Source organism: Sulfitobacter aestuariivivens (assembly GCF_014763045.1).
In the GTDB taxonomy this organism is placed as follows: Bacteria; Pseudomonadota; Alphaproteobacteria; order Rhodobacterales; family Rhodobacteraceae; genus Sulfitobacter; species Sulfitobacter aestuariivivens.
Map to the genome: position 1 here is coordinate 1,092,118 of NZ_JACTAG010000002.1, position 24,876 is coordinate 1,116,993.

24 protein-coding genes are annotated in these 24,876 nt (G+C 59.1%); 14 read left to right on the forward strand and 10 right to left on the reverse strand.

The features are described 5' to 3' along the window. The first annotated feature begins 2 nt into the window (after positions 1–2). Genes H9Q16_RS15115 through H9Q16_RS15130 form a run of 4 tightly spaced genes read left to right on the forward strand, consistent with a single transcriptional unit; the run spans position 3 to position 2,312 of the window. Positions 3–734, forward strand: coding sequence for a double zinc ribbon domain-containing protein (locus H9Q16_RS15115; RefSeq protein WP_191076252.1), 732 nt, complete (start codon positions 3–5; stop codon positions 732–734). Between the two features lie 38 nt (positions 735–772). Beyond that, positions 773–1,030: a glutaredoxin 3 gene (gene grxC, locus H9Q16_RS15120; protein ID WP_191076253.1), complete on the forward strand. Its 258-nt coding sequence runs from the start codon at positions 773–775 to the stop codon at positions 1,028–1,030. Beyond that, positions 1,030–1,860: a carbon-nitrogen hydrolase family protein gene (locus H9Q16_RS15125; RefSeq protein ID WP_191076254.1), complete on the forward strand. Its 831-nt coding sequence runs from the start codon at positions 1,030–1,032 to the stop codon at positions 1,858–1,860. Before grxC ends, H9Q16_RS15125 begins: the two co-directional genes overlap by 1 nt. Positions 1,861–1,871: 11 nt before the next feature. Further along, positions 1,872–2,312 carry a MarR family winged helix-turn-helix transcriptional regulator gene (locus H9Q16_RS15130; protein ID WP_191076255.1) on the forward strand — a complete coding sequence of 147 codons (441 nt, stop codon included), beginning with the start codon at positions 1,872–1,874 and terminating at the stop codon, positions 2,310–2,312. On the opposite strand, the gene idi is transcribed toward H9Q16_RS15130, so the two are convergent. From idi to ubiG, 3 genes are all read right to left on the reverse strand, one after another. Then, complete coding sequence (idi, locus tag H9Q16_RS15135; RefSeq protein WP_191076256.1) at positions 2,309–2,818, reverse strand: isopentenyl-diphosphate Delta-isomerase; 510 nt, start codon at positions 2,816–2,818, stop codon at positions 2,309–2,311. The genes H9Q16_RS15130 and idi overlap by 4 nt on opposite strands. Positions 2,819–2,849: 31 nt before the next feature. Next, positions 2,850–3,794: a hydroxymethylbilane synthase gene (gene hemC, locus H9Q16_RS15140; protein WP_191076257.1), complete on the reverse strand. Its 945-nt coding sequence runs from the start codon at positions 3,792–3,794 to the stop codon at positions 2,850–2,852. A gap of 73 nt (positions 3,795–3,867) precedes the next feature. Further along, positions 3,868–4,635 (reverse strand): bifunctional 2-polyprenyl-6-hydroxyphenol methylase/3-demethylubiquinol 3-O-methyltransferase UbiG, encoded by a 768-nt coding sequence (ubiG, locus tag H9Q16_RS15145; protein WP_191076258.1) that lies wholly within the window; start codon positions 4,633–4,635, stop codon positions 3,868–3,870. Between the two features lie 48 nt (positions 4,636–4,683). Here ubiG and pip point away from each other — a divergent pair, with 48 nt between their 5' ends. From pip to infB, 6 genes are all read left to right on the forward strand, one after another. Then, positions 4,684–5,655 (forward strand): prolyl aminopeptidase, encoded by a 972-nt coding sequence (pip, locus tag H9Q16_RS15150; RefSeq protein WP_191076259.1) that lies wholly within the window; start codon positions 4,684–4,686, stop codon positions 5,653–5,655. Then, positions 5,652–6,500 carry an ABC transporter substrate-binding protein gene (locus H9Q16_RS15155; protein WP_191076260.1) on the forward strand — a complete coding sequence of 283 codons (849 nt, stop codon included), beginning with the start codon at positions 5,652–5,654 and terminating at the stop codon, positions 6,498–6,500. Before pip ends, H9Q16_RS15155 begins: the two co-directional genes overlap by 4 nt. A 138-nt stretch (positions 6,501–6,638) precedes the next feature. Then, positions 6,639–7,214 carry a ribosome maturation factor RimP gene (gene rimP, locus H9Q16_RS15160; RefSeq protein WP_191076819.1) on the forward strand — a complete coding sequence of 192 codons (576 nt, stop codon included), beginning with the start codon at positions 6,639–6,641 and terminating at the stop codon, positions 7,212–7,214. A gap of 1 nt (position 7,215) precedes the next feature. Further along, positions 7,216–8,838, forward strand: coding sequence for a transcription termination factor NusA (nusA, locus tag H9Q16_RS15165; RefSeq protein ID WP_191076261.1), 1,623 nt, complete (start codon positions 7,216–7,218; stop codon positions 8,836–8,838). A gap of 22 nt (positions 8,839–8,860) precedes the next feature. Then, positions 8,861–9,481 carry an RNA-binding protein gene (locus H9Q16_RS15170; RefSeq protein WP_191076262.1) on the forward strand — a complete coding sequence of 207 codons (621 nt, stop codon included), beginning with the start codon at positions 8,861–8,863 and terminating at the stop codon, positions 9,479–9,481. Between the two features lie 9 nt (positions 9,482–9,490). Further along, entirely contained in the window at positions 9,491–11,962 is a 2,472-nt protein-coding gene (gene infB, locus H9Q16_RS15175) for a translation initiation factor IF-2 (RefSeq protein WP_191076263.1), read from the forward strand. A 62-nt stretch (positions 11,963–12,024) separates the two neighbouring features. Here the strand turns inward: infB and H9Q16_RS20785 are convergent, their stop codons facing one another. From H9Q16_RS20785 to H9Q16_RS15190, 4 genes are all read right to left on the reverse strand, one after another. Further along, complete coding sequence (locus tag H9Q16_RS20785; RefSeq protein WP_281403142.1) at positions 12,025–12,159, reverse strand: hypothetical protein; 135 nt, start codon at positions 12,157–12,159, stop codon at positions 12,025–12,027. 62 nt (positions 12,160–12,221) lie between these two features. After that, entirely contained in the window at positions 12,222–12,620 is a 399-nt protein-coding gene (mutT, locus tag H9Q16_RS15180) for an 8-oxo-dGTP diphosphatase MutT (protein ID WP_191076264.1), read from the reverse strand. Further along, on the reverse strand, positions 12,617–13,843 hold the full coding sequence (argJ, locus tag H9Q16_RS15185) for a bifunctional glutamate N-acetyltransferase/amino-acid acetyltransferase ArgJ (RefSeq protein WP_191076265.1): 1,227 nt from the start codon (positions 13,841–13,843) through the stop codon (positions 12,617–12,619). Before argJ ends, mutT begins: the two co-directional genes overlap by 4 nt. A gap of 3 nt (positions 13,844–13,846) precedes the next feature. Next, positions 13,847–14,695: a peptidylprolyl isomerase gene (locus H9Q16_RS15190; protein WP_191076266.1), complete on the reverse strand. Its 849-nt coding sequence runs from the start codon at positions 14,693–14,695 to the stop codon at positions 13,847–13,849. Positions 14,696–14,871: 176 nt separating this feature from the next. On the opposite strand from H9Q16_RS15190, the gene secA reads away from it, so the two are divergent. From secA to H9Q16_RS15205, 3 genes are all read left to right on the forward strand, one after another. Next, complete coding sequence (gene secA / locus H9Q16_RS15195) at positions 14,872–17,571, forward strand: preprotein translocase subunit SecA (RefSeq protein WP_191076267.1); 2,700 nt, start codon at positions 14,872–14,874, stop codon at positions 17,569–17,571. A gap of 105 nt (positions 17,572–17,676) precedes the next feature. Then, positions 17,677–18,660, forward strand: coding sequence for a hypothetical protein (locus H9Q16_RS15200; protein ID WP_191076268.1), 984 nt, complete (start codon positions 17,677–17,679; stop codon positions 18,658–18,660). 18 nt (positions 18,661–18,678) lie between these two features. Continuing rightward, positions 18,679–20,238 carry a phosphate ABC transporter substrate-binding/OmpA family protein gene (locus H9Q16_RS15205; RefSeq protein ID WP_191076269.1) on the forward strand — a complete coding sequence of 520 codons (1,560 nt, stop codon included), beginning with the start codon at positions 18,679–18,681 and terminating at the stop codon, positions 20,236–20,238. Between the two features lie 48 nt (positions 20,239–20,286). On the opposite strand, the gene radC is transcribed toward H9Q16_RS15205, so the two are convergent. After that, positions 20,287–21,036, reverse strand: a complete 750-nt coding sequence (gene radC, locus H9Q16_RS15210; RefSeq protein ID WP_191076270.1) for a RadC family protein — start codon at positions 21,034–21,036, stop codon at positions 20,287–20,289. 72 nt (positions 21,037–21,108) lie between these two features. Here radC and H9Q16_RS15215 point away from each other — a divergent pair, with 72 nt between their 5' ends. Beyond that, a complete protein-coding gene (locus H9Q16_RS15215; RefSeq protein ID WP_191076271.1) occupies positions 21,109–21,588 on the forward strand; it encodes a protein tyrosine phosphatase family protein in 480 nt (159 codons plus the stop codon). A gap of 42 nt (positions 21,589–21,630) precedes the next feature. Here the strand turns inward: H9Q16_RS15215 and dnaJ are convergent, their stop codons facing one another. Beyond that, positions 21,631–22,782: a molecular chaperone DnaJ gene (gene dnaJ, locus H9Q16_RS15220; RefSeq protein WP_191076272.1), complete on the reverse strand. Its 1,152-nt coding sequence runs from the start codon at positions 22,780–22,782 to the stop codon at positions 21,631–21,633. Positions 22,783–22,863: 81 nt separating this feature from the next. Next, entirely contained in the window at positions 22,864–24,780 is a 1,917-nt protein-coding gene (dnaK, locus tag H9Q16_RS15225) for a molecular chaperone DnaK (protein WP_191076273.1), read from the reverse strand. Positions 24,781–24,876 lie beyond the last annotated feature (96 nt).

The following is a 24,876-nucleotide window of genomic DNA, read 5'->3' on the forward strand; positions in this document are numbered from 1 at the left end:
TGATGTTGGCCAAAGGAATTCAAACCGCACTTTCAGCGGTCTATCCCGCACGTTGCCTGACATGTGGCGCGATGGTGGACAGCGATTTCGGCCTCTGCGGCCCGTGTTGGCGCGATACCGGGTTTATCGGTGGCACCATTTGCGACTGTTGCGGCGTGCCCCTGCCGGGGGAACACCATGGCGATACACCACATTGTGATGCCTGCATGACCGCCCCGCGCTCCTGGGAACAGGGGCGCGCCGCGTTGCTCTACCGTGACACCGGGCGCAAGCTGGTGCTGGCGCTTAAACACGGCGACCGGCAAGAGATCGCGAAACCAGCAGCACTGTGGATGGCCAGCGCGCTGAGGGACTGCCTGCCGCCGCAGACGCTGATCGCCCCGGTGCCCCTGCATTGGACGCGCATGATCAAACGGCGGTACAATCAATCCGCCCTGCTGGCCAAGGCGCTCGCGGCGCATCTTGACCTACCGTGGTGCCCGGATCTGTTGCAACGCACCAAACCGACACGTGCGCTGGACGGGCTGGGCGGCAGGGACCGTCACGAAACCCTGCGTGGTGCCATTCGCGCGCACCCGAAACGGTGGCATCGTCTGGTTGGTCGGCCCCTGCTGCTGGTGGATGATGTAATGACCTCCGGCGCCACGCTCAGCGCGGCAACGCAAGCCGCACAGCAGGCCGGATCGGGGCCCGTTCGGGTCGTAACACTGGCGCGCGTGGCCAAAGAGACCTAAATCACGTTCAACCGAGTTGTTGAAAGGATCATAGGATCATGAAGCCCGTCGAGATTTATACCTCCCCGCTTTGCGGCTACTGCCACATGGCCAAACGCCTCCTGAACCAGAAAGGCATCAGCTTTTCCGAGGTGGATGTGCTGTCCAACCCCGACCGCAAGGCCGAGATGGTCCAGCGCGCCAATGGCGGGCGCACCGTGCCGCAGATTTTCATCGGTGGCGAACATGTGGGCGGGTCTGACGACCTGCATGCGCTGGAACGCGCGGGCAAGCTTGACGCCCTGCTGGCTGCCTGATGCGCGCTGCCCTTCTGCAGCTGAATGTAACCGATGAACCAGCTGTAAATCTGCCTGTGGTGCGTCAGATGCTGCGCGACGCGGCAGCACAAGGGGCGAAATTTGTTCTGACGCCAGAGGTCACCAATTGCATCTCTACCAGCCGCGTGCATCAAAACGATGTGCTGCGTCTCGAGGCAGAAGACCCCACGCTTGCCGCCCTGCGCGATGAGGCGCAGGCGCTGGGCGTCTGGCTGCTGATCGGATCGCTGGCGCTCAAGACCAAGGACGCAGACGGGCGGTTTGCCAACCGGTCCTTTCTGATCGGATCGGACGGCGGCATCGTGGCGCGGTATGACAAGATCCACATGTTCGACGTCCAGATCAACGAAACCGAAACCTGGCGCGAATCCGAAGGCTACCGCCCCGGCGCGGCTGCAGTTGTGGCGCAAACGCCCTTTGCCGCTATCGGCCTGACGATCTGCTATGATCTGCGCTTTCCGATGCTCCACCAAAAGCTCGCCGAGGCCGGCGCGCAGATCCTGACCGTGCCTGCGGCGTTTTCCCCTGTCACCGGTGCCGCGCATTGGCACAGCCTGCTGCGTGCCAGGGCGATTGAAACGGGCTGTTATGTGCTGGCGCCGGCCCAGACCGGCACGCATGCAAGTGCCCGGCACAAGACACGCGACACCTATGGTCACTCGCTGGTGGTCGACCCATGGGGGGCGGTGGTTCTGGATGCAGGCAAGGATCCCGGCATTTACATCTTCGACATGGACATGGAAAACTGCACCGCAGCGCGGTCCAGGGTGCCCAGCCTTGCCAACCGCCGACCCTTTTCAGACCCCTGAGGGGCGCTTGCATGGCCGAAGACCAGAACACGATTGCGATCATGTTGTTCAGCGAACTGCTGGCGGCCGATCAGGCTGTGCGCAGCAGGCTGACGCGGGTCTTGCCCAAGGGCATGGAAATCTCGCATTTCTCCGTGCTCAATTCGCTGATCTGGCACGCGGATGAACGCACGCCCGCCGAACTGGCGCAGACCCTGAACGTCACGCGCGGAGCAATGACAAATACCCTCAGCAAGCTCGAGTGGGCAGGCTATGTTCACATTCGCCCTGATTGGGATGATGCGCGACGCAAAAAAGTGGGGATCAGCCCGGCGGGACGCCATGCACATGTCGCCGCCGTGACGGCAATCACCCCGATGATCAACGATGTTGTGGCCAGCATCGGCGCAGACAAGGTGCGCGAAACCCTTCCGATCATCCGTGAGATCAGGTTGAAACTCGGGCTCGACTAGCTGCCAAAGATCAACCCGGTGTGTTCTTTCAGATAGATCCTAAGCCAGGGTGTAAACCGTGCCGGATCGGCTTCGATCTCAGAGCTTAGCGCGTCATGATCGATCCATCGGGTCGCCATCACTTCATCCGGGTTTGGCGCAAGGGCAAGGTCCTGCGTGCCGCGGGCCAGAAACACTTCGACGACCTCATGTTCAATCATATCGCCGCCCACATCGGCGCGGTATTCCACCTGTCCCCGGTGGTCCAGCGTCAGACCGGTGATGCCCAGCTCTTCCTCCAGCCGCCGATGGGCGCAGGCCTCCGGCGCTTCACCCCAGCCCGGATGCGTGCAGCAGGTATTCGCCCACAGACCTGGGGTATGGTATTTCGAAAGGGCGCGCTGCTGGATCAGGATCGCATCGCCCGCCACCACGAAAACCGACACCGCCAGATGCCGCAGACCGCGTTGATGCGCCGCCAGCTTTTCCACCGGTTGCAGGTCGCCATCGACCCACGCAGGGATCATGATTTGTGTTGCTGTGCTGCCGTCCATCGGTTCAGCGCCAGTCAAAGAAAGCAGGCCCGGCCTGCGCCAGCAGCTTGGTCGCCATTTCCTGCCCCGCCTCTGCGCCATCCTCGACAGCACAGCGCATCTGATCGTCAATCGCCTCTGACCCATCCGGGCGCAGCACTTCCCCACGCAGATAAATCGTCTCACCCTCCAGTTCCGCAAGACCCGCAATCGGCGTCTCGCATGACCCGTCTAGCGTCGCCAGAAACGCCCGCTCTGCCGCAAGTCGCTGCCCTGTCGGCCCGTCATGGATCGCCGCCAGCATATCGGCGGTACGCCGATCATCCATCCGCCGTTCAATGCCAATGGCCCCCTGCGCCACAGCAGGCAGCATCACCCCTGTTTCAATCGGCGTTTTCGGAACTTCATCCAGCGACAGACGGTTCAGACCCGCCATGGCCAAAAACGTCGCCTCTGCCACGCCATTGTCCAGCTTTTGCAGTCGGGTTTGCAGATTTCCGCGAAACTCGACGACCTCCAGATCCGGGCGCCTGAGCTTCAGCTGGGCCTTGCGTCGCAAGCTCGAGGTTCCAACGACCGTACCTGCTGCCAGATCCTCCAGCCCGTTTGCACGCGGCGAGACAAACGCATCCCGCACATCTTCGCGCGGCAGATACGTATCCAGGATCAGCCCCTCGGGCTGAAGCGTCGGCATGTCCTTCATCGAATGCACGGCAATGTCGATACGACCAGCAGTCAGGTCTTCTTCGATCTCGCGGGTAAAAAGCCCCTTGCCGCCAATTTCTTTCAAAGGCCGGTCCAACACTTTGTCGCCCGTCGTCTTGATGACCACGATGGTAAATGCCTCGAACGGCAGGTTGAACGCCTTTGCCAACCGTTCGCGCGTTTCATGCGCCTGTGCCAGCGCAAGGGGCGACCCCCGCGTCCCGATATTGAGCGGCGCGAGGGGTGTTGGAAGATCAATGCTCATGACGTGTCGGAACCCAAAACAAATGTTCCAAGGGCGGTATCGCAAACGGCGGCAAGAGTGAAGCGCTGATGCCTCAGTCGGCGGGCCGCAGGCTGGCGGTCACGTAGTTCACGCTCAGATCGCGGTCCGAAAGGCCCCAAGTCCATTTGACCGGATTAAAGACAAACCCCTTGCGATCCACCGGATCCAGTCCGGCCTGCCGCAGCAGGTCAAACAATTCATCCGGCGTGATGAACTTGGACCACTCATGGGTGCCTTTGGGCAGCCAGCGCATCACATGTTCCGCGCCGATGATGGCCATCATATAGGACTTCGGATTGCGGTTGATAGTTGAGCAGATGTGCAGCCCGCCGGATTTAAGCAGATCATGGCATGCCGTCAGATAGTCGATGGGCGAGGCCACGTGTTCAACCACCTCCATATTCAGCACAACGTCAAACTTTTCGCCATCTTCCGCCATCGCTTCTGCTGTGGTGTGGCGATAATCGATTTCGAGGCCCGACTGTTCCGCATGGATCTGCGCCACCGGTATGTTTCGCTCTGCCGCGTCGGCGCCCACAACCTCTGCCCCAAGCCGGGCCATCGGTTCGGCCAAAAGGCCCCCGCCGCACCCGATATCGAGAATACGCAACCCTGCAAAAGGCGCAGGCACCTTGAGGTCCCGATCAAATTCCCCTGCGATCTGGGTCGTGATGTAATCCAACCGGCAGGGGTTCAGCATATGCAGTGGCTTGAACTTGCCGTTCAGGTCCCACCATTCGGCGGCCATCGCTTCGAACTTGGCGATCTCTGCCGGGTCGACAGTTGATTGTGCGGTCGCGGTGGTTGTTTCCGATTGCATGTCAGCACACCTATGTTTCTCTATTGTTGAAGAGTATATAGGGCGGTGATGGATAAATACCCTGACCAAAAGCGCGCAGTTCAATATCTTTATCCGCCCGTAGATCCCTTTGATCAGCGGATGCTGCCGGTTGGGCAAGGGCATCAGGTCTACGTAGAGCAATGCGGCAACCCCGATGGCATCCCCGTCGTTGTGCTGCACGGCGGTCCCGGTGGCGGATGCAGCCCGTCAATGCGCCGGTATTTCGACCCTGCTGTCTATCGGGTGATTCTGTTCGATCAGCGCGGATGTGGCCGTTCGCGGCCCCATGCGTCGGTCACCGATAACACCACCTGGCATCTGGTCGCGGATATCGAGCTGATTCGCACAACGCTGGGAATCGACCGCTGGATCGTCTTTGGTGGCTCTTGGGGGGCGACACTTTCGCTGATCTACGCCCAAACGCACCCCACCGCGGTCAGTCATCTGATCTTGCGCGGCGTATTTCTGATGACCCAAGGCGAACTTGACTGGTTCTACGGTGGTGGGGCTGGCAAGTTCTGGCCGGAAGTCTGGGCGCGGTTTACCGATCTGATCCCGCAGGATGAACACGATGATCTGATTGCCGCCTATCACCGGCGCCTCTTTTCCGGCGATCTGGCGATGGAACAACGCTATGGCCGCGCCTGGGCGGCATGGGAAAATGCCCTGGCCTCGATCCACTCATCCGGCGGGGCAACCGAAGGGCCGGCTGATTATTCCCGTGCTTTCGCGCGGCTGGAAAACCACTATTTCACCAACGCGGGCTTTCTCGAAACCGATGGCCAGATACTCGCGAACATGAACCGCATTGCCCATATCCCGGGCGTGATCGTGCAGGGGCGCTATGACATGATCTGCCCACCCAGCAGCGCCTATGCCCTGTCGCGCAAATGGCCCAACAGCGAACTCAAGATGGTGCGTAATGCGGGCCACGCCCTGTCAGAGCCGGGGATCAGCGCCGAGCTCGTGCGTGTGATGAATGGGATCGCCGCCCTATGACGCGCCGCAACCCCCTGATGGACAGACGTGCGCTGTTCGCAAGCGCAGCGGCAGCAACGCTGCTGGCGGCAACCGGCGTTTCAGCGGCAGGCTTTCCCAAATCGGGCGGTCGGTTGCGCATGGCGCTTTCCGGCGCGGACCGCAGCGACACTTGGGGCTGTGGCGACGGCCTCTTTATGCAGGTGGCCCGGCAGGGGCTGGTTTTTGACACCCTGACGGAAATCAGCGCAGACGGGACATTGCGCGGTGAATTGGCGACCAGTTGGACCCCTTCCGAAGACGCCCGCGTTTGGCATTTTGATCTGCGCCGCGATGCGACGTTCCACGATGGCACTCTCTTTACCGCAGCCGATGTTGTGGCAAGTGCTGCAGGCTTTGCTGAGGGCAGTGTGCAGGCCATCGGTTCGCATCAGGTCATGTTCACACTGCACACGCCCGACGCCGCTCTCCCCATGCGGTTGGCGGACCCTGCCTTTTACATCTCTGCGGCGCATGCCATGGGGTCCGGTATCGGAACAGGCCTCTACCGCGTCAAACACTTCGCGCCCGGTCAGCAGGTGCTTACCAAACGGGTGGTGGATCACTACAAGGGCGAAACAGCAGGCTGGTTCGACGAGGTCGAGCTGGTGTCCATTCCGGCTGCTTCTGTCCGCGCGCAGGCCCTTGCCGAAGGTCTTATCGATGCTGCAGACCTCAAATCGGTGGAAAATACCGACGTCATACCGACGTTATACCGACACGATACCGACACCGCTTTTTCCACCGATCTGGCCTTGCCCAAGCAGGTCGGAACAGCCCGTCCTCTCGATAACCTGCGTGCCGCAGAACGCTGGTGGTTTGCCTGAGGGGTTGCAGACTCAGGCAACGCTGCGTATATGCCCTTCAACAGCGGCGCGTTCGGGTCCAAACCAAACGCACCACCGACCTTACCAACGGGCCGCGCGCCCGTTTTTTTGTGCCTTATGGAACCCATGACCCACGACCTGCCCAACACCCTGATTGCCAAGGCCGCGATGGACCGTCGACTGGCCGAGATCATCACACCCGTGATCGAGGATCTCGGGTTTGAACTGGTGCGCGTGCGTCTGATGTCAGGCAAATCGACAACCTTGCAGGTCATGGCTGACAAGCCGGATGGCGGCATCGAAGTGGATGATCTTGCCATCATCAACCAATCCATCGGCGCTGTGCTGGACGTAGAAGACCCAATTCTGGACGAATACACGCTTGAGGTCTCAAGCCCCGGCATCGACCGCCCGCTCACGCGGCTCAAGGATTTCGAGATGTTCGAAGGCTACGAGGCCAAGTTGGAAACGGACGAAGCCATCGACAACCGCCGCCGCTTCAAGGGCACGCTTGCAGGGGTCGAGGGCGACGAGGTGCTGATCAACGTGACTGAAGGCACCATCGGATTGCAGTTTGACTGGCTGGCGGATGCCAAGCTGGTGCTGACGGATGATTTGATCAAGGAAATGCTGCGCCAGCGCAAAGCGTCGGGCGCAATCGACGATACCAAATTCGATGACATTATCGAAGAAACGTCTGAGGGAGACGCTTAAGATGGCCATTACATCTGCCAACCAGCTGGAACTGCTGCAAACCGCCGAAGCGGTGGCACGTGAAAAGATGATCGACCCCGGGCTGGTCGTCGAAGCGATGGAAGAATCGCTCGCCCGTGCGGCCAAGTCCCGCTACGGCGCGGAAATGGACATTCGCGTGTCGATCGACCGCAAGACCGGCAAGGCGACATTTACCCGCGTCCGGACCGTGGTCGAGGATGAAGAGCTTGAGAACTATCAGGCTGAATTCACCGTCGAACAGGCCAAGCAGTACATGGAAAACCCCGAAGTGGGTCAGCAGCTGGTCGAAGAGGTTCCGCCCGTCGAGATGGGTCGCATCGCCGCGCAGTCTGCCAAGCAGGTGATCCTGCAAAAGGTGCGCGAAGCCGAGCGGGATCGCCAGTTCGAGGAATTCAAGGACCGCGCCGGAACAATCATCAACGGTCAGGTCAAGCGCGAGGAGTACGGCAACGTCATCGTCGACGTGGGTGCAGGCGAAGCGATCCTGCGCCGGAACGAAAAGATCGGCCGGGAAAGCTATCGCCCCAATGACCGCATCCGGGTCTACATCAAGGATGTGCGCCGTGAACAGCGCGGGCCGCAGATCTTCCTGTCACGCACAGCACCAGAGTTCATGGCAGAGCTTTTCAAGATGGAAGTGCCCGAGATCTACGATGGAATAATCGAGATCAAGGCGGTTGCCCGTGACCCCGGTTCGCGTGCCAAGATTGCTGTGATCAGCTATGATGGCTCTATCGACCCTGTCGGTGCCTGCGTTGGTATGCGGGGCTCCCGTGTGCAGGCGGTTGTCAACGAGCTTCAGGGCGAAAAGATCGACATCATTCCATGGAATGAAGATCAGCCCACGTTCCTTGTGAACGCGCTTCAGCCTGCTGAGGTTAGCAAAGTGGTTCTGGACGAGGAAGCGGGCAAGATCGAAGTTGTGGTGCCTGAGGAACAGCTGAGCCTTGCGATTGGTCGTCGTGGCCAGAACGTGCGTCTGGCTTCGCAGTTGACCAATCTCGATATCGACATCATGACCGAAGAGCAGGAAAGCGCGCGCCGTCAGGCCGAGTTTGAACTGCGCACCAAGCTGTTCATGGACAACCTGGACCTGGACGAATTCTTCGCCCAGTTGTTGGTCTCCGAAGGGTTCACCAACCTTGAGGAAGTCGCCTACGTCGAATTGGACGAACTGCTGGTCATTGACGGTGTGGACGAAGATACCGCCAATGAACTGCAGGCCCGTGCCCGCGACGTGCTCGAAGCACGCAATAAGGCGCATCTGGAAGCGGCCCGTGCGCTGGGCGTCGAAGACAGCCTTATTGATTTCGAGGGACTGACTCCCCAAATGATTGAGGCACTGGCAAAGGATGATGTGAAGACTTTGGAAGACTTCGCCACCTGTGCCGATTGGGAACTGGCCGGGGGCTGGACGACTGTAGACGGCGAGCGCGTCAAAGATGACGGCACGCTGGAGCCCTATGATGTGTCCCTCGAAGAAGCGCAGGACCTGATCATGACCGCTCGCGTGATGCTGGGCTGGGTCGATCCTGCCGATCTGGAGGCCGACGCCGAAGAAGACGGCGAAGAAGCGCTTGCAGAAGAGGAGGCCGAGGCCTGATTTCAGGCCTCGGAGGCACCTGATGGGTCGCGGTGGCGCCTCAAATGACCGCAGCGACGGTCCGGAACGCAAGTGCATTGCCACGGGTGACGTGCAGCCGAAGTATGGGCTGGTACGATTTGTGGCAGGGCCCGAAGGGCAGGTTGTGCCGGATATTCTGGGCAAACTGCCGGGCCGAGGGATTTATGTGGCCGCCGATCGGGGGGCGCTGGATCTAGCAGTGAAAAAGAAGCTTTTTTCCCGTGGCGCCAAACAGCCGGTCGGCGTACCGGATGGCTTGGCCGATGAGGTGGAAAAGCAGCTGTCGCGACGCGTGGTCGATCTGATCTCGCTGCAGCGCAAGTCGGGACGGGCAGTGGCTGGCTATGAGAAAGTCAAAGGCTGGCTGCAAACAGAAGAAGCCGAAGTGCTGATCCAGGCTGTGGACGGATCAGGCCGCGGAAAAAGCAAACTGAGCACGCCGCATTATGGCCACTATATCGGGTGGTTGACGGCAGATGAACTTGGGTTGGCATTCGGACGCCAAACCGTGATACATGCCGCACTCGCCTCTGGTGGACTCACGCAACGTGTTGTAGAGGAAGCCCAAAGACTTAAGGGCGTGCGCCAAAAGGAGACGGGCAAGGGCCCGTCGAAAGGATAGACGATCGTAATGAGCGATACTGACGGCAGAAAAACACTTGGTCTGGGCGGTTCGCGTCCCAGCAATGTGAAGCAAAGCTTCAGCCACGGACGCACCAAGAACGTCGTGGTGGAAACCAAGCGCAAGCGCGTTGTGGTGCCCAAGCCGGGTGCGGCCAAGCCTGGCGGCGCCGCCAAGGCAAAGCCCACTGGTGACCCTTCCAAGCGCCCCGCCGGCATTTCCGACGCAGAGATGGACCGCCGGTTGAAGGCCGTTCAGGCCGCCAAGGCCCGCGAGACCGAAGAAGCCGCTGCCCGTCAGGCAGAGGAAAAGGCGCGTGCCGAAGACCGCGAGCGCCGCCGTGCCGAACAGGAAGCCAAGGAAGCCGCAGAACGCGAGCGCGAGGAAAGCCTCAAGGCGAAAGCCGAAGAGGACGAGCGCAAGGCCCGTGAAGCGGCCGCTGCTGCCCAAGCCGCCGCTGCACCCCCGGCAGAGCCCGCGCCCGCGCGCAGTGCGCCCAACAAATCCGGCGCACCGACGCCCCGCAAGGACGATCGCGACCGCCAGGACACCAACAAGAAGAACCGTCAGGACGACAGCCGTCGTTCCGGCAAGCTGACGCTGAACCAGGCGCTGTCAGGCCGCGAGGGCGGTCGTCAGCTTTCGATGGCGCAGATGAAGCGCAAGCAGGAACGCGCAAGGCAAAAGGCCATGGGTGGCCCGGTCGAACGCGAAAAGGTGGTGCGTGACGTGCAATTGCCTGAGGCGATTGTCGTCTCTGAACTTGCCAACCGTATGTCTGAAAAGGTCGGTGAAGTCGTCAAGTCGTTGATGAACAATGGAATGATGGTCACGCAGAACGAAACCATCGATGCCGATACCGCCGAGCTGATCATCGAAGAGTTCGGCCACAAAGTTGTGCGTGTTTCCGATGCGGACGTCGAAGACGTCATCAAGGAAATCGAAGATGACGAAAAGGACCTCAAGCCGCGTCCGCCCGTCATCACCATCATGGGCCACGTTGACCATGGTAAAACCTCGCTTCTGGATGCCATCCGCAACGCCAAGGTTGTCGCCGGCGAAGCTGGCGGGATCACTCAGCACATCGGTGCCTATCAGGTAACAACCGATAGCGGGCAGGTTCTGTCCTTCCTCGACACGCCCGGCCACGCGGCCTTTACCTCGATGCGCTCACGCGGCGCTCAGGTAACGGACATCGTCGTGCTGGTTGTTGCGGCTGATGACGCGGTCATGCCCCAGACCATCGAGGCGATTAACCACGCCAAGGCCGCCAAGGTGCCGATGATCATTGCCATCAACAAGATTGACCGCCCGGCGGCTGATCCTGACAAGGTGCGCACAGATCTTCTGCAGCACGAGGTCATCGTCGAAAAGATGTCTGGTGAAGTGCAGGACGTCGAAGTGTCGGCTATCACGGGTCAGGGTCTGGACGAACTGCTGGAAGCCATTGCGCTGCAGGCAGAAATTCTTGAACTCAAAGCCAACCCCGACCGCGCGGCCATTGGCGCCGTGATCGAGGCACAGCTCGACGTGGGCCGTGGCCCGGTTGCCACGGTTCTGGTGCAGAACGGCACACTGCGGCAGGGTGATATCTTTGTTGTGGGTGAACAATACGGCAAGGTCCGTGCACTGGTCGATGATCAGGGCAACCGCGTGAAAGAGGCTGGTCCTTCCGTGCCTGTCGAAGTTCTGGGCCTGAATGGCACGCCTGAAGCAGGCGATGTGCTGAACGTGACTGATACAGAAGCCCAGGCGCGCGAGATCGCGGATTACCGCGAGAAAGCCGCCAAGGACAAACGCGCTGCTGCCGGTGCGGCCACCACGCTGGAACAGCTGATGGCCAACGCCAAGGCGGACGAGGATGTCAGTGAACTGCCCATTCTGGTCAAAGCCGATGTGCAGGGTTCTGCCGAAGCCATCGTTCAGGCGATGGAAAAGATCGGCAACGATGAGGTGCGCGTGCGCGTGCTGCACTCTGGTGTGGGCGCGATCACAGAAACAGACGTGGGTCTGGCCGAAGCCTCGGGCGCGCCGATCATCGGTTTCAACGTCCGTGCCAATGCGTCCGCCCGGAACACAGCCAATCAGAAAAGCGTAGAGATCCGGTACTATTCGGTGATTTACGATCTGGTGGATGACGTCAAAGCGGCGGCTTCCGGCTTGCTGTCGAATGAGATCAAAGAGAACTTCATCGGGTACGCGTCTATCAAAGAGGTCTTCAAGGTTACGGGCGTCGGCAAGGTCGCCGGTTGTCTGGTCACCGAAGGCGTCGCGCGCCGCTCTGCCGGCGTGCGCCTGCTGCGGGACAACGTGGTGATCCACGAAGGCACGCTTAAGACGCTCAAGCGTTTCAAAGACGAAGTGCCAGAGGTTCAGTCCGGTCAGGAATGCGGCATGGCGTTTGAAAATTATGATGACATTCGCCCTGACGACGTGATCGAAATCTTTGAGCGTGAAGAAGTCGAACGTCAACTGAGCTGATCAGGCTACAGATGAATTGAAACATGAAGGGCCGCAGTCGTGCGGCCCTTTGTCATTGAATTTCAGTGTTTTCGGATGATCGGCTTACCTGCAAAGACAGCATCGTCAACCTTCACAACAATCCGTCCGTCCGGCATTTCCTTGACGAAAATACCCTGTATCGAAACGCAAGTTCCCAGTGTGATTGTGCGCAGCATCAGATTCTCCCCCCCAGAAGATACCTGAACACTAGCGGGAAATGCTTGTTTGGCCAGAAGATTCAGAGCCAATCCCGCAATACGGGAATCAGGGGGATGTCTGCAGCGGGCATGGGGTAGTCCTTTAGCGCGCTGGCTCGAACCCATTTAAGCGCCTGACCTTCGCGTGATACTGGTGTGCCTTCCCACTTGCGGCAGGCAAAAAGAGGCATCAGCAGGTGGAATTCATCGTAGGAATGGCTGGCGAATGTGAGCGGTGCAAGGCACGACGACCACGTATTGATCCCCAGCTCTTCCTCAAGTTCACGGATCAGCGCGACCTCGGGGGTCTCCCCCGGCTCGACCTTGCCGCCGGGAAACTCCCAAAGCCCGGCCATGGATTTGCCTTCGGGCCGCTGGGCAATCAGCACGCGACCATCAACGTCAATCAAGGCAACGGCAGAGACAAGAACAGTTTTCAAGAACGATAGTCCGCATTGATCGAGATATAGCCATGGGTCAGATCGCAGGTCCAGACCGTGGCCTTTCCTCCGCCCAGACCCAGATCGACACCGATAACAATGTCCTGCCCTTTCATATGCGCGGCGGCGTCAGCCTCGGAATACGCAGCGCTGCGCCAGCCATCCTTGGCAACCTCGACATCGCCAAATCGGATGGAAAGCCGATCTCGGTCCGCCGCAGCACCAGATTTTCCAATGGCCATCACTACACGTCCCCAGTTCGGGTCTTCACCGGCAATCGCGGTCTTTATCAGCGGCGAATTGGCGATCGACATGGCGTGAACATACGCATCCCTGTCACTTTGGGCCCCAGTCACAGCCACCTCGACGAATTTTGTCGCTCCTTCACCGTCTTTGACGACCAGGTGAGCAAGCTCAAGCATCACGTCATGCAGGGCACCGAGAAATTTGGTGCTGTCTGAGGCATCGACGCCTGATGCACCCGTCGCTGCCATGATCAGGGTATCAGAGGTAGATGTATCGCTGTCCACGGTGATGCAGTTGAACGTGGCGTTGGTGTGGGCAGAGACCATCGACTGCAATTGCTCTTGCTCGATCACAGCATCGGTAAAGATGTAGACCAGCATCGTCGCCATATCCGGCGCAATCATACCGGAGCCTTTAGCAATCCCCGCAATTGAGACGGTTTCCCCGCCAATCTTGACCGTGGCAGCCGCGCCTTTTGCGAAAGTGTCTGTTGTCATGATGGCCTTGGCGGCGTCAGCAATGCGACCGGCGTCCAGATTCGCGCGCAAGTCGGCCAGAATGCCAGTGATCCGCTCGTGTGGCAGGGGTTCGCCGATCACCCCCGTCGAAGAGGTAAAAACGCGTGACTGGGGGATGTCGCAAACCGAAGCGACTTTCGCCGTGATTGCCGCAACCGCATCAACACCTGCTTTTCCGGTAAAGGCATTGGCGTTGCCGGAATTGACAAGGATCGCCGCGCCTGCATCCGAGACTGTGCCGATCTTGGCCTCACAATCCAGCACGGGTGCGGCGCGGGTCGATGACCGCGTAAACGTGCCCGCGATGGCTGTCCCCGGGGCCAATTCCGCAAGCATGACGTCCGTGCGGCCCTGATACTTGACCCCGGCGGCCGTTGTGGCAAAGCGCACCCCGCTGATCACCGGCAGGTCCGGAAAACGATCCGGTGCCAGTGGCGACACCGCAGTCACATCAGCCATGAATTACTCCAGCAATTCGAGGTTTTTCAGGATCGCGGGGTCCATGCTTTCGCTGGCCGTGCGGTCGACGGATGCTGCCGCAGTAATCTCGTCAATGGCCGCTGTCGCACGCGCCTGACGGGCGTCCATTTCAAGTTCATCGCGGACAGTGTCCATTTCAGGTGCATTCGTGTCGCGCACGTCGTTCAGCTTGATCACGTGCCAGCCGAACTGGGTTTTGACCGGGGCCGATACCTGCCCAGTCTCCATCGCCACTACGGCTTCTTCAAATGTCGGAACCATCATGCCTTTCCCGAACCAACCCAACGAACCGCCGCCGGGGCCAGACGGACCCGTGGAGTGTTCGCGCGCCAGCGCTGCGAAATCCGCACCCCCGTCCAGCTGTTCCTTGAGCGCGTTTGCCTCTTCTTCGGTTTCCACAAGTATGTGAGAAGCATTGAATTCCTGCGCAGCTTCGAAATCCGAGTACTTGGCCTCGTACGCTTTCTTGATCTCGTCATCGCTGACCGGGGCCGCCATGATCAGCTCAAGGGCTTCACCGGCGATCAGCGAACGCTGCTCGTTTTCGATGGATTTCGTGACACGAGCAGGCAAATCACCCTCAAACGTGTCGGAAATCGCAGCCTGCTGGATCAGCTGGTCCAGAATGCCGCTAAACAACACTTCGTCTGGCAATTGCTGATACTGTTCAGGCAGGCGCGCGCGCGCAGCAATCATATGCCCCAGCGTGATCTCGGTCTCGTTGACCGTGGCCACGACCGTATCTGCGCCGGGGGCATCCTGTGAAGCCACAGGCAGCGCAAGGCCGACGGCCAGCGCAAAAGGTGCCAGAAAAGTGAGTGTTTTTTGCATGGATTGTCCTAACCGTTGGCCCATCCGGGGGCTGCTACATTGACAGTAATTGGTGCGACCCTTACATCGCCCTATGGGCAGTTTCCGGCGCCCTTTCACCCGTCTATCTATGGGCTGACATCGCGCTGGGCAAGCAGATCAAATCACGATCAGATCACAAGACGGCTGGAGAGCACATGCTGGGTATCGGAACAATCGCCAAAAAGGTCTTTGGCACCCCCAATGACCGCAAAATCAAGGCGACACGCCCGCTGGTGGACCAGATCAACGCGCTGGAACCTGAATTTGAAAAGCTGTCCGATGAGGGTCTCAAAGAGAAGACCGAGGAACTGGCAAAGCGTGCAATGCAGGGCGAAAGCCTTGACGATCTTCTGCCCGAAGCTTTTGCCAACTGCCGCGAAGGCGCGCGCCGTGCGCTGGGTCTGCGGGCCTTTGATGTGCAGTTGATGGCGGCAATTTTCCTGCATCAAGGCAATATTTCCGAACAGAAAACGGGCGAAGGCAAGACACTGACCGCGACCCTTGCTGCCTATCTGAACGCACTGACGGGCAAGGGCGTGCATATCGTCACTGTCAACGAATACCTCGTCAAACGAGACGCCGAATGGATGGGCAAGGTGTTCAACGCGCTTGGCCTGACCTGCGGGGCCGTCTGGTCAAACATGCCCGAAGACGAAAAGCGCGCGGCCTATAACTGCGATATCACCTACGCCACCAACAATGAGCTTGGGTTCGACTATCTGCGCGACAACATGAAGGCCAGCCTTGATGAGATCATGCAAAAGCACCACAATTTTGCGATTGTGGATGAGGTTGATTCAATCCTGATCGATGAGGCACGGACACCGCTGGTGATCTCAGGACCCGCGCAAGACCGGTCAGAACTTTACGTGACAATCGACAAGCTGATCCCGTCCCTTTCGGATGAACATTTCGAACTGGATGAGAAGACCCGCAACGTGACCTTCACCGATGAAGGCAACGAGTTTCTCGAAGAACAACTGCGTGCGCGTTCCCTTATGGAAGAGGGCCAGTCGCTTTACGATCCTGAGAGCACCACGATTGTGCATCACGTCAATCAGGGTCTGCGCGCGCACAAGCTGTTCACCAAGGACAAAGATTACATCGTGCGGGACGGCGAGGTCATGCTGATCGACGAATTTACCGGACGCATGATGCAGGGCCGCCGCCTGTCTGATGGTCTGCATCAGGCGATCGAGGCCAAGGAAGAGGTCGAGATCAAGCCAGAGAACGTCACGCTGGCTTCCGTGACTTTCCAGAATTACTTTCGCCTTTATGCCAAACTGGCAGGCATGACCGGTACCGCGTTGACCGAGGCCGATGAATTTGCCGAAATCTACGGTCTGGGCGTTGTCGAAGTGCCGACCAACCTGCCGGTCACCCGCCAAGACAAGGACGATGCCGTTTACCGGTCGGTGGGCGAAAAATACGCCGCGATGATCGAACAGGTCAAAAAGTCGCATGAAAAGGGCCAGCCCTGCCTTGTCGGCACGACCTCTATCGAAAAGTCTGAGTTGCTGAGCCAGATGCTGACCGCTGAGGGTATCGAACACAACGTGCTGAACGCGCGCCAGCACGAGCAGGAAGCCCAGATCATTGCTGAGGCAGGCAAATTGGGTGCGGTGACCATCGCCACCAACATGGCCGGGCGCGGGACGGATATCCAGCTGGGCGGTAACGTCGAGTTGAAGGTGCTGGAGGCGCTGACTGCAGATCCTGAGGCTGATCCCGAAAAGTTGCGCGCGGAAATCGAAGCGCAGCATGCGGATGAAAAGCAGAAGGTTCTTGAGGCTGGCGGGCTCTATGTGCTGGCGTCAGAACGGCATGAAAGCCGCCGGATTGACAACCAGCTGCGAGGCCGTTCCGGCCGTCAGGGCGATCCGGGAAAGACATGGTTCTTTCTGTCGCTCGAAGACGACCTGATGCGCATTTTCGGCTCTGAACGGCTGGAAAAGGTGCTGACAACGCTGGGCCTCAAGGAAGGCGAAGCGATCATTCACCCTTGGGTCAACAAGTCACTTGAACGGGCACAGGCCAAGGTTGAAGGCCGCAACTTTGACATCCGCAAGCAGTTGCTCAAGTTTGACGATGTGATGAATGAACAGCGCAAGGTGATCTTTGGTCAGCGTCGTGACATCATGGAAGCGGAAGATCTGCACGACATCACAGAGGACATGCGCCATCAGGTGATCGACGATCTGATCGATACCTACATGCCGCCTAAATCATATGCCGATCAATGGGATGCCGAAGGGTTCTATGCCGCCGCCATCGAGCAGCTGAACATCGATCTGCCCATCATCGCCTGGTGCGAAGAAGAAGGCGTGGATGACGACGTGATCCGCGAACGCTTGATCGAGGCCACGGACAAGATGATGGCCGAAAAGGCCGAGGCCTTTGGCGAAGAGAACATGCGCACCATCGAAAAACAGTTGCTGCTGCAGACGATCGACGCCAAATGGCGCGAGCACCTGCTGACACTTGAGCATCTTCGTTCTGTCGTGGGCTTTCGTGGCTATGCGCAGCGCGATCCGTTGAATGAATACAAGAACGAAAGCTTTCAGCTTTTTGAAGGCATGCTCGACAGTTTGCGCCAGGATGTGACGCAGAAACTTGGCCAGGTCCAGCCCATGACCAATGAAGAGCGGCAGGCCATGATCCAGCAGATGGCAGCGCAGCAAGCTGAATTCGAGGCGGCCCAGTCCGGTCCAAAGACCGATGCAGATTCCGTGGAGGACGCCGCAATTGGCTTTGATGAGGCTGATCCGGCCACATGGGGCAACCCGGGCCGCAATGACCGTTGCCCCTGCGGGTCAGGCAAGAAGTTCAAGCATTGTCACGGGCGCCTCGCCTGAGAGCGTGCCGTAATTTTGTCTAAATGATCCCCTTTCGGGGCCATAACCCGGCCCTGATTGCACGCCAAACGTGTCTATGAGCGATTCCGTGAAAGGAATAGGGATATGGCACAGAAACGAGAAATCCTGACAGCGGCGGGCACAGTTGCCTGTGCGCTGGCCATCGGCTTTTTCATGCAAAGCTCAGAAGCTGCGGAAAAACGATACGGAACCACGTCGACGGCTGCGGCACAGGCTTCCGGCACGGTCAAGTCGTCAGGATCGCTGCTGGAGATGCACGAAATCTTTCTTACCTCGGCCGAATTCGACACCACAGCGCCAAGCCCATCCAGCGACGCACAGGTCATCAAGGCCTCAGCTCCAAATCCGTTGCCGACCCCGCCTGCGCCGGACACGCCAATCGCCCCGACTTGTGAGATTACGGCAAATGCGCGTCCGATGGCCGCCGCGATGGTCAATCTGACACTTGATGCGTCCTGCTTGCCCGAAGAACGGGTAACCGTGCATCACAACGGCATGATCTTTACTGAAGTCACCTCAAAAATCGGTACGCTCGACATTGCGGTACCTGCACTGACGAAAGAAGCGGTATTCATTCTGGCGTTTTCGAACGGGGAAGGTGCGGTTGCACAGACGACTGTCGAGGACCTCGTGGATTTTGACCGCGTCGTGCTGCAATGGAAAGGCGACACCGGATTCCAGATCCATGCACTTGAATTCGGCGCCGACTATGGTGGCAATGGCCACATCTGGGAAGGCGCACCCGGCGAGATGGCTGACGCTGTCACAGGATCCAACGGTATCATCACGCGCCACGGCGACAGCGCCGCACCGGAGGCACTCGTTGCTGAAGCTTATACGTTCCCCAAGGCTGCGTCTGGCCGTGCAGGAACAGTTGCGTTGAGCGTCGAAACCGAGGTCTCCAGCGTGAACTGCGGTTTGGAGCTTGAAGCGCAAACAATCGAAATTGCCAACGGAAACGACGTCAAAACACGCAATCTCTCCCTGCCTGTACCAGAATGCGATAGCGTAGGTGACTTTCTGGTGTTGAATAATCTTCTCGAAGACCTGAAAGTCGCGGCCAGGTAGAATAACGCTTGGTTTCAAATGTCGGTACTGAAACGTGCGGCGGCTTTCGTCGCACTTTTTCTTTTTGCGGTGCCCTTCGCCGCTGCGCAGGATGTCACCTTGTCCTCGCGGGATGGGAAGGTTGAATTGTCGGGTACCCTTCTGGGGTTCGACGGTGAATTCTATCGGGTAGAGACAGAGTACGGCGAGTTGACAGTCGACGGTTCGGGCGTGCTGTGTGAGGGGCCGGGGTGCCCCAATTTGCAGGATTTTGTGGCAGAAGTTCAGATGTCCGGCTCTGCTACGATGGGTGCTGTGCTGATGCCAGCGCTGGTCGACGCCTTTGCGAGGCGCAATGGCTACACGGTGTCACGCGAGGCATTGGATCCGACACGATTTGATCTACTGCTGACGCGCACTGAAACCGGTAAGCTTGCTGCTCGGTTCGGATTTCGCGCGACAAATACCGACGAAGGCTTTGCCGATCTTCTGGCGGATGAGGCCGATATCGTCATGGCCCTGCGTGAGATACGGGCCGAGGAACGGATCAACGCACGCGAAGCAGGAATGGGTGATCTGACTGGCAACAACCGCAGCCGCGTGCTGGCGCTGGACGCTGTGGTGCCTGTGGTCTCACCAAGTAACCCTATCAAGGGGATATCGCCGCTGAAGCTGGCACAGGTCTTTGCCGGTGACATCACCAACTGGCAGGATCTTGGCGGTCCGGACGCGCCGATTGATCTGCATTTGCCAATCGGCTCCAGCGGATTGAGCCAGGCCATTGAAGATCAAGTTATGACGCCCGCCAAGTTAAGTTTGCGGGACGGCATCACCCGGCACGCCTTGCCCGGTGATCTGGCAGATGCCGTTGCCAAGGATACTTTCGCGCTGGGCATCAGCAGCTTTGCGGAGCGTCGCAACACGCAAGTGCTGACACTGACCGGGACCTGCGGATTTTCATTGGACGCCGCGCGACGCACGATCAAAACTGAGGATTATCCGCTGACCGCGCCGATGTTTTTATACTTTCCCGCCCGTCGGTTACCCCTGATCGCGCGCGAATTTTTGGCCTACACCCGTGGGGCTGGAGCGCAGAATGTAATCCGGCGGGCGGGCTTTGTGGATCAGACGCCGGAGGAGATCGGGATTGACGCGCAAGGCAATCGGTTTGCGAATGCGATTACGGTTGCGGGGCCCGAGACGACCCTGCAGGAAATCCAGCGCATGGCGGCAACGTTGACCCCGATGGCGCGATTGACGACATCCTTCCGATTCGAGGCGGGATCAATCCGACTGGATGCGCAATCCCGCTCGAATGTGCAGCAATTGGCGCGGGCGCTGGAGCAGGGGCAGTACGACGCTCGCAAAATGTTGTTCGTAGGATTTAGTGACGGAAACGGTGCGGCCAAGGCCAACCGCGATATCGCCCTGCGGCGGGCAGAGGCGGTCTTGCGAGCCGTGAGTGCGGCGGCGGTCACAGCCAATCTGGAACGCATTGATCTGGGTGTGGATGCCTTTGGCGAGGCGATGCCGATGGCCTGCGATGACAGCGCCTGGGGACGGCAGGCGAACCGGCGGGTTGAGGTCTGGGTGCGCTAGAAAGTACCGTCGGTATCACGTCGGTATCACGTCGGTATTGGGTCGGTGTCAGAGGTATCCTTCGGCCCGAAAGCTGAGTTCTCGAGATTTGCCGATGATCAGGTGATCGTGCAGCGACAGGCCAAGCGCGTCACAGGCCGCGGCGATCTGATCGGTCATGGCGATGTCCGATTGTGAGGGCGTCGGATCACCTGATGGATGGTTGTGCACAAGGATCAGCGCAGAGGCATTGAGTTCAAGCGCGCGTTTGGCAACTTCGCGCGGATAGACCGGCACGTGATCGACAGTGCCCTTTCCCTGTTCCTCGTCCGCGATCACGACATTCTTGCGATCCAGATAAAGCACGCGAAACTGCTCTGTCTCGCGATGGGCCATGGAGGTGTGGCAATAGTCCACCAGCGCGTCCCAGCTCGAGACCACATGTTGGCGCAAGACCTTGGCGCGGGCCATGCGCTGGGCTGCGGCTTCGACCACCTTGAACTCAATCACAACCGCGTCGCCTACGCCCTTGATGTCGCGCAATCGTGGCTCTGGCGCGGCGATGACGCGGTTGAAGTCGCCAAAGCGATCCATCAGCTTTCGGGCCAAGGGTTTGACATCGCGCCGGGGGATTGCACGAAACAGCACCAGTTCCAGCAATTCGTAGTCAGGCATTGCTGAGGCGCCCCCGGCCATGAAGCGGGCGCGCAGCCTTTGCCGATGGTCCACAATATAGGAGGGTTGCCTGCCCCCAACTGGGTTGGCTGCGGGTGCCTCGTCCAGCAAAAAGGGGAGCGGTTGTTCGGAAAAGTGCGTCATGTCACCAAATTGGCGTGCTCACAGTTAGGAAATGGTTAAGCTGCGTGTGGTGATGGGCAAAATGAGGCTTCGATGACGGAACGACCCGATATTCTGAATTGGCGGCGCTGGAATGATCAGATCACGCTTTCCGGGCAACCGACCGAATCGCAGCTTGCTGCGCTACAGGAGGACGGCGTGCGTGTTGTCATCAATCTGGGGCCCCATACGAACAAAGGGGCGCTTGAGAATGAGGCGGGGACGCTGGACGCTTTGGGTGTGAAATACGTCTACATCCCTGTGGATTTCGAGGCCCCGACACAAGCCAATTATGACTCCTTTTGCGCGGCGCTGGCATGCGAAGGGGATGCGCTGTTACACGTGCATTGCATCTATAACGCGCGGGTATCCGCGTTCATGTACCGATTTGCCAAGGACGGACGCGGCGGACAGATGGACGCGGCTTTCGACCTAATGGATGGCATCTGGCGGCCCGGTGGGGTCTGGGCCGATTTCATCGGCAAGCCGGAAGATGCGGATCTGCCGAACCGTTTTCTGGGGTATGAGTACTAAAAGAAAAGGCGGGCCTGATGCCCGCCTTCAATTGGGTGAATATCACCCTTTCATACTGTCCCAGAAGCTTTTGACGCTGGAAAAGAAGCTGCTGCTTTCTGGATTGTTCTCTGATGACAGTTCGTCGAACTCCTTGAGCAGTTCCTTTTGACGCCCGGTGAGGTTTACCGGTGTCTCGACCGCCAGTTCGATGATCATGTCACCCGACCCGCCACCACGCAGAGGGGGCATGCCCTTGCCGCGCAGGCGCATCTGGCGACCTGATTGGCTGCCTGCCGGGATCTGTACGCGGCCGCGGCCACCGTCGATGGTGGGCACTTCGATACTGCCGCCAAGGGCTGCTTTGCTCATCGCGACGGGAACGCGGCAAAAGAGATTGGGTCCGTCGCGTTCGAAGAGCTCGTGGTCGGCAACCTCGATAAAGATGTAGAGATCACCGGATGGCCCGCCACGCATGCCTGCTTCGCCTTCACCGGCGAGGCGGATGCGTGTGCCCGTTTCAACACCGGCGGGGATGTTCACGCTGAGCGCGCGATCCTTTTCGACGCGGCCATTGCCGTGGCAGGTTTTACAGGGGTTCTTGACGATCTGGCCCATGCCCGCGCAGGTGGGACACGTGCGTTCAACAGTGAAGAAGCCCTGTTGTGCGCGGACTTTACCCATGCCCGAGCACGTCGGACAGGTTGTGGGTTCGGCACCGCCTTCAGCGCCTGAGCCGTCACACGACCCACACTGCACCGATGTGGGCACGTTGATCGACTTTTGCAGGCCGTTAAAGGCGTCTTCGAGCGAGATACGCAGGTTGTACCGCAGGTCAGACCCGCGCGCAGCGCGACGTCCGCCGCTGCCCCCGCGCTGGCCGCCCATGAAATCACCGAAGAGGTCATCGAAGACGTCCGAGAAGGCCGACCCAAAGTCGCCCTGCCCGCCACCAAAGCCGCCTCCGGGACGCCCGCCACCTGTACCACCCTCAAAGGCGGCATGGCCAAATCGGTCGTAGGCGGCTTTCTTTTCCCCGTCCTTAAGGATGTCGTAGGCTTCGCCGACTTCCTTGAACTGGGCCTCGGCATTGGGATTGTCCTTGTTGCGGTCGGGGTGGAGTTCTTTCACCTTGCCGCGGTAGGCTTTCTTGATCGCATCGGCATCCGCACCTTTGGCGACGCCAAGGACTTCGTAATAGTCACGTTTTGCCATCATTCATGTCCTTATTCGGGAACGTGAAGGGCCGGCCCGTCAGTTCGGACCGGCCCTGTCAGCTGTTCCTACGCAGCGGTCTTACGCCCGCTTGTCGTCGTCCAGATCTTCGAACTCGGCATCGACGATATCGTCGTTCGCGCCGGGCGCCTCATCTGCTGCTGCTGCAACATCGTCGGCGTCCCCGTCTTCCTGCGCGGCCTTATAGATGGCTTCGCCCAGTTTCATCGCGGCTTCGGTCACGTTCTGGATGCCTGCCTTGATCTTGCCGGCGTCTTCGGTTTCCAGTTCGTCCTTGAGCGCGGCGATGGCCAGTTCAATGGCTTCGACCGTGGTTGGATCGACCTTATCGGCATGCTCTTCCATCGACTTCTCGGTCGAGTGAATGAGGCTTTCGGCCTGGTTTTTCGCCTCGATCAGTTCGCGGCGTTCCTTGTCCGCCTCGGCATTCTCCTCGGCGTCCTTGACCATCTTTTCAATGTCATCGTCCGACAGACCACCGGATGCCTGGATCGTGATCTTCTGCTCTTTGCCGGTACCCTTATCAAGCGCACCCACAGACACGATGCCGTTGGCGTCGATGTCAAAGGTCACTTCGATCTGCGGCATGCCGCGCGGCGCAGGCGGGATGTTTTCAAGGTTGAAGGCACCGAGGATCTTGTTGTCGGCGGCCATCTCACGCTCACCCTGGAACACGCGGATCGTCACAGCGTTCTGGTTGTCTTCGGCAGTCGAGAAGACCTGAGACTTCTTCGTCGGGATCGTCGTGTTGCGATCAATCAGACGGGTGAACACGCCGCCAAGGGTTTCGATACCCAGGCTAAGCGGGGTCACGTCCAGCAGAACCACGTCTTTCACGTCGCCTTGCAGAACACCGGCCTGAATGGCGGCACCAAGGGCCACGACCTCATCCGGGTTCACGCCCTTGTGGGGCTCTTTGCCGAAGAACTTGGTCACTTCTTCCACGACTTTCGGCATGCGGGTCATACCACCCACAAGCACAACCTCATCGATGTCAGAGGCGGAAAGACCTGCGTCTTTCAGGGCAGCCGCACAAGGCTTCATCGAGGCCTTGATCAGGTCACCTACCAGGCTTTCCAGCTTGGCACGGGTCAGCTTCATGACCATGTGCAACGGCGATCCGTCCTTGCCCATCGAGATGAAGGGCTGGTTGATCTCGGTCTGGGAGGAAGAGGACAGTTCGATCTTTGCTTTCTCTGCCGCTTCCTTGAGACGCTGGAGCGCCATTTTGTCTTTGGTCAGGTCGACGCCGTGTTCTTTCTTAAACTCGTCCGCCAGATAGTTGACGATGCGCATGTCAAAATCTTCACCACCCAGGAACGTGTCACCGTTGGTGGATTTCACTTCGAAAAGGCCGTCGTCGATTTCAAGGATGGTCACGTCGAATGTACCGCCGCCAAGGTCATAGACCGCGATGGTTTGCGTGTTTTCCTTGTCCAGACCGTAGGCCAGCGCGGCCGCTGTGGGCTCGTTGATGATCCGCAGCACTTCCAGACCGGCGATCTTGCCCGCGTCTTTGGTGGCCTGACGCTGGGCGTCGTTGAAGTAGGCAGGGACGGTGATGACCGCCTGCGTGACTTCCTCGCCGAGATACTTCTCGGCGGTGTCTTTCATCTTGCCCAGAATAAAGGCGGAGATTTGCGAAGGCGAATATTTCTCGCCTTTGGCTTCGACCCAGGCGTCGCCGTTGCCGCCATCAATCACATTGAAGGGCAGGTTTTTCTTGTCCTTGGCCAGGTCCGCATCGTCATTGCGGCGGCCAATCAGGCGTTTGACGCCAAAGATCGTGTTGTCGGGGTTTGTCACTGCCTGCCGCTTTGCAGCCTGACCCACCAGACGCTCGTCGTCGGTGAAGGCTACGATGGACGGGGTGGTGCGTGCGCCCTCTGCGTTCTCTACGACGCGGGGCTGGCTGCCGTCCATGATGGCGATGCAGCTGTTGGTGGTTCCAAGGTCGATACCAATTACTTTGGCCATGTTTTTGATCCCTCTTGAGTTTCAAGGCGATTGCACGAAGCGCTGGCCCGTTTCGGCACCGTTGCCCCGCTTGAGATGAAGCCGAAGGCATGTGCC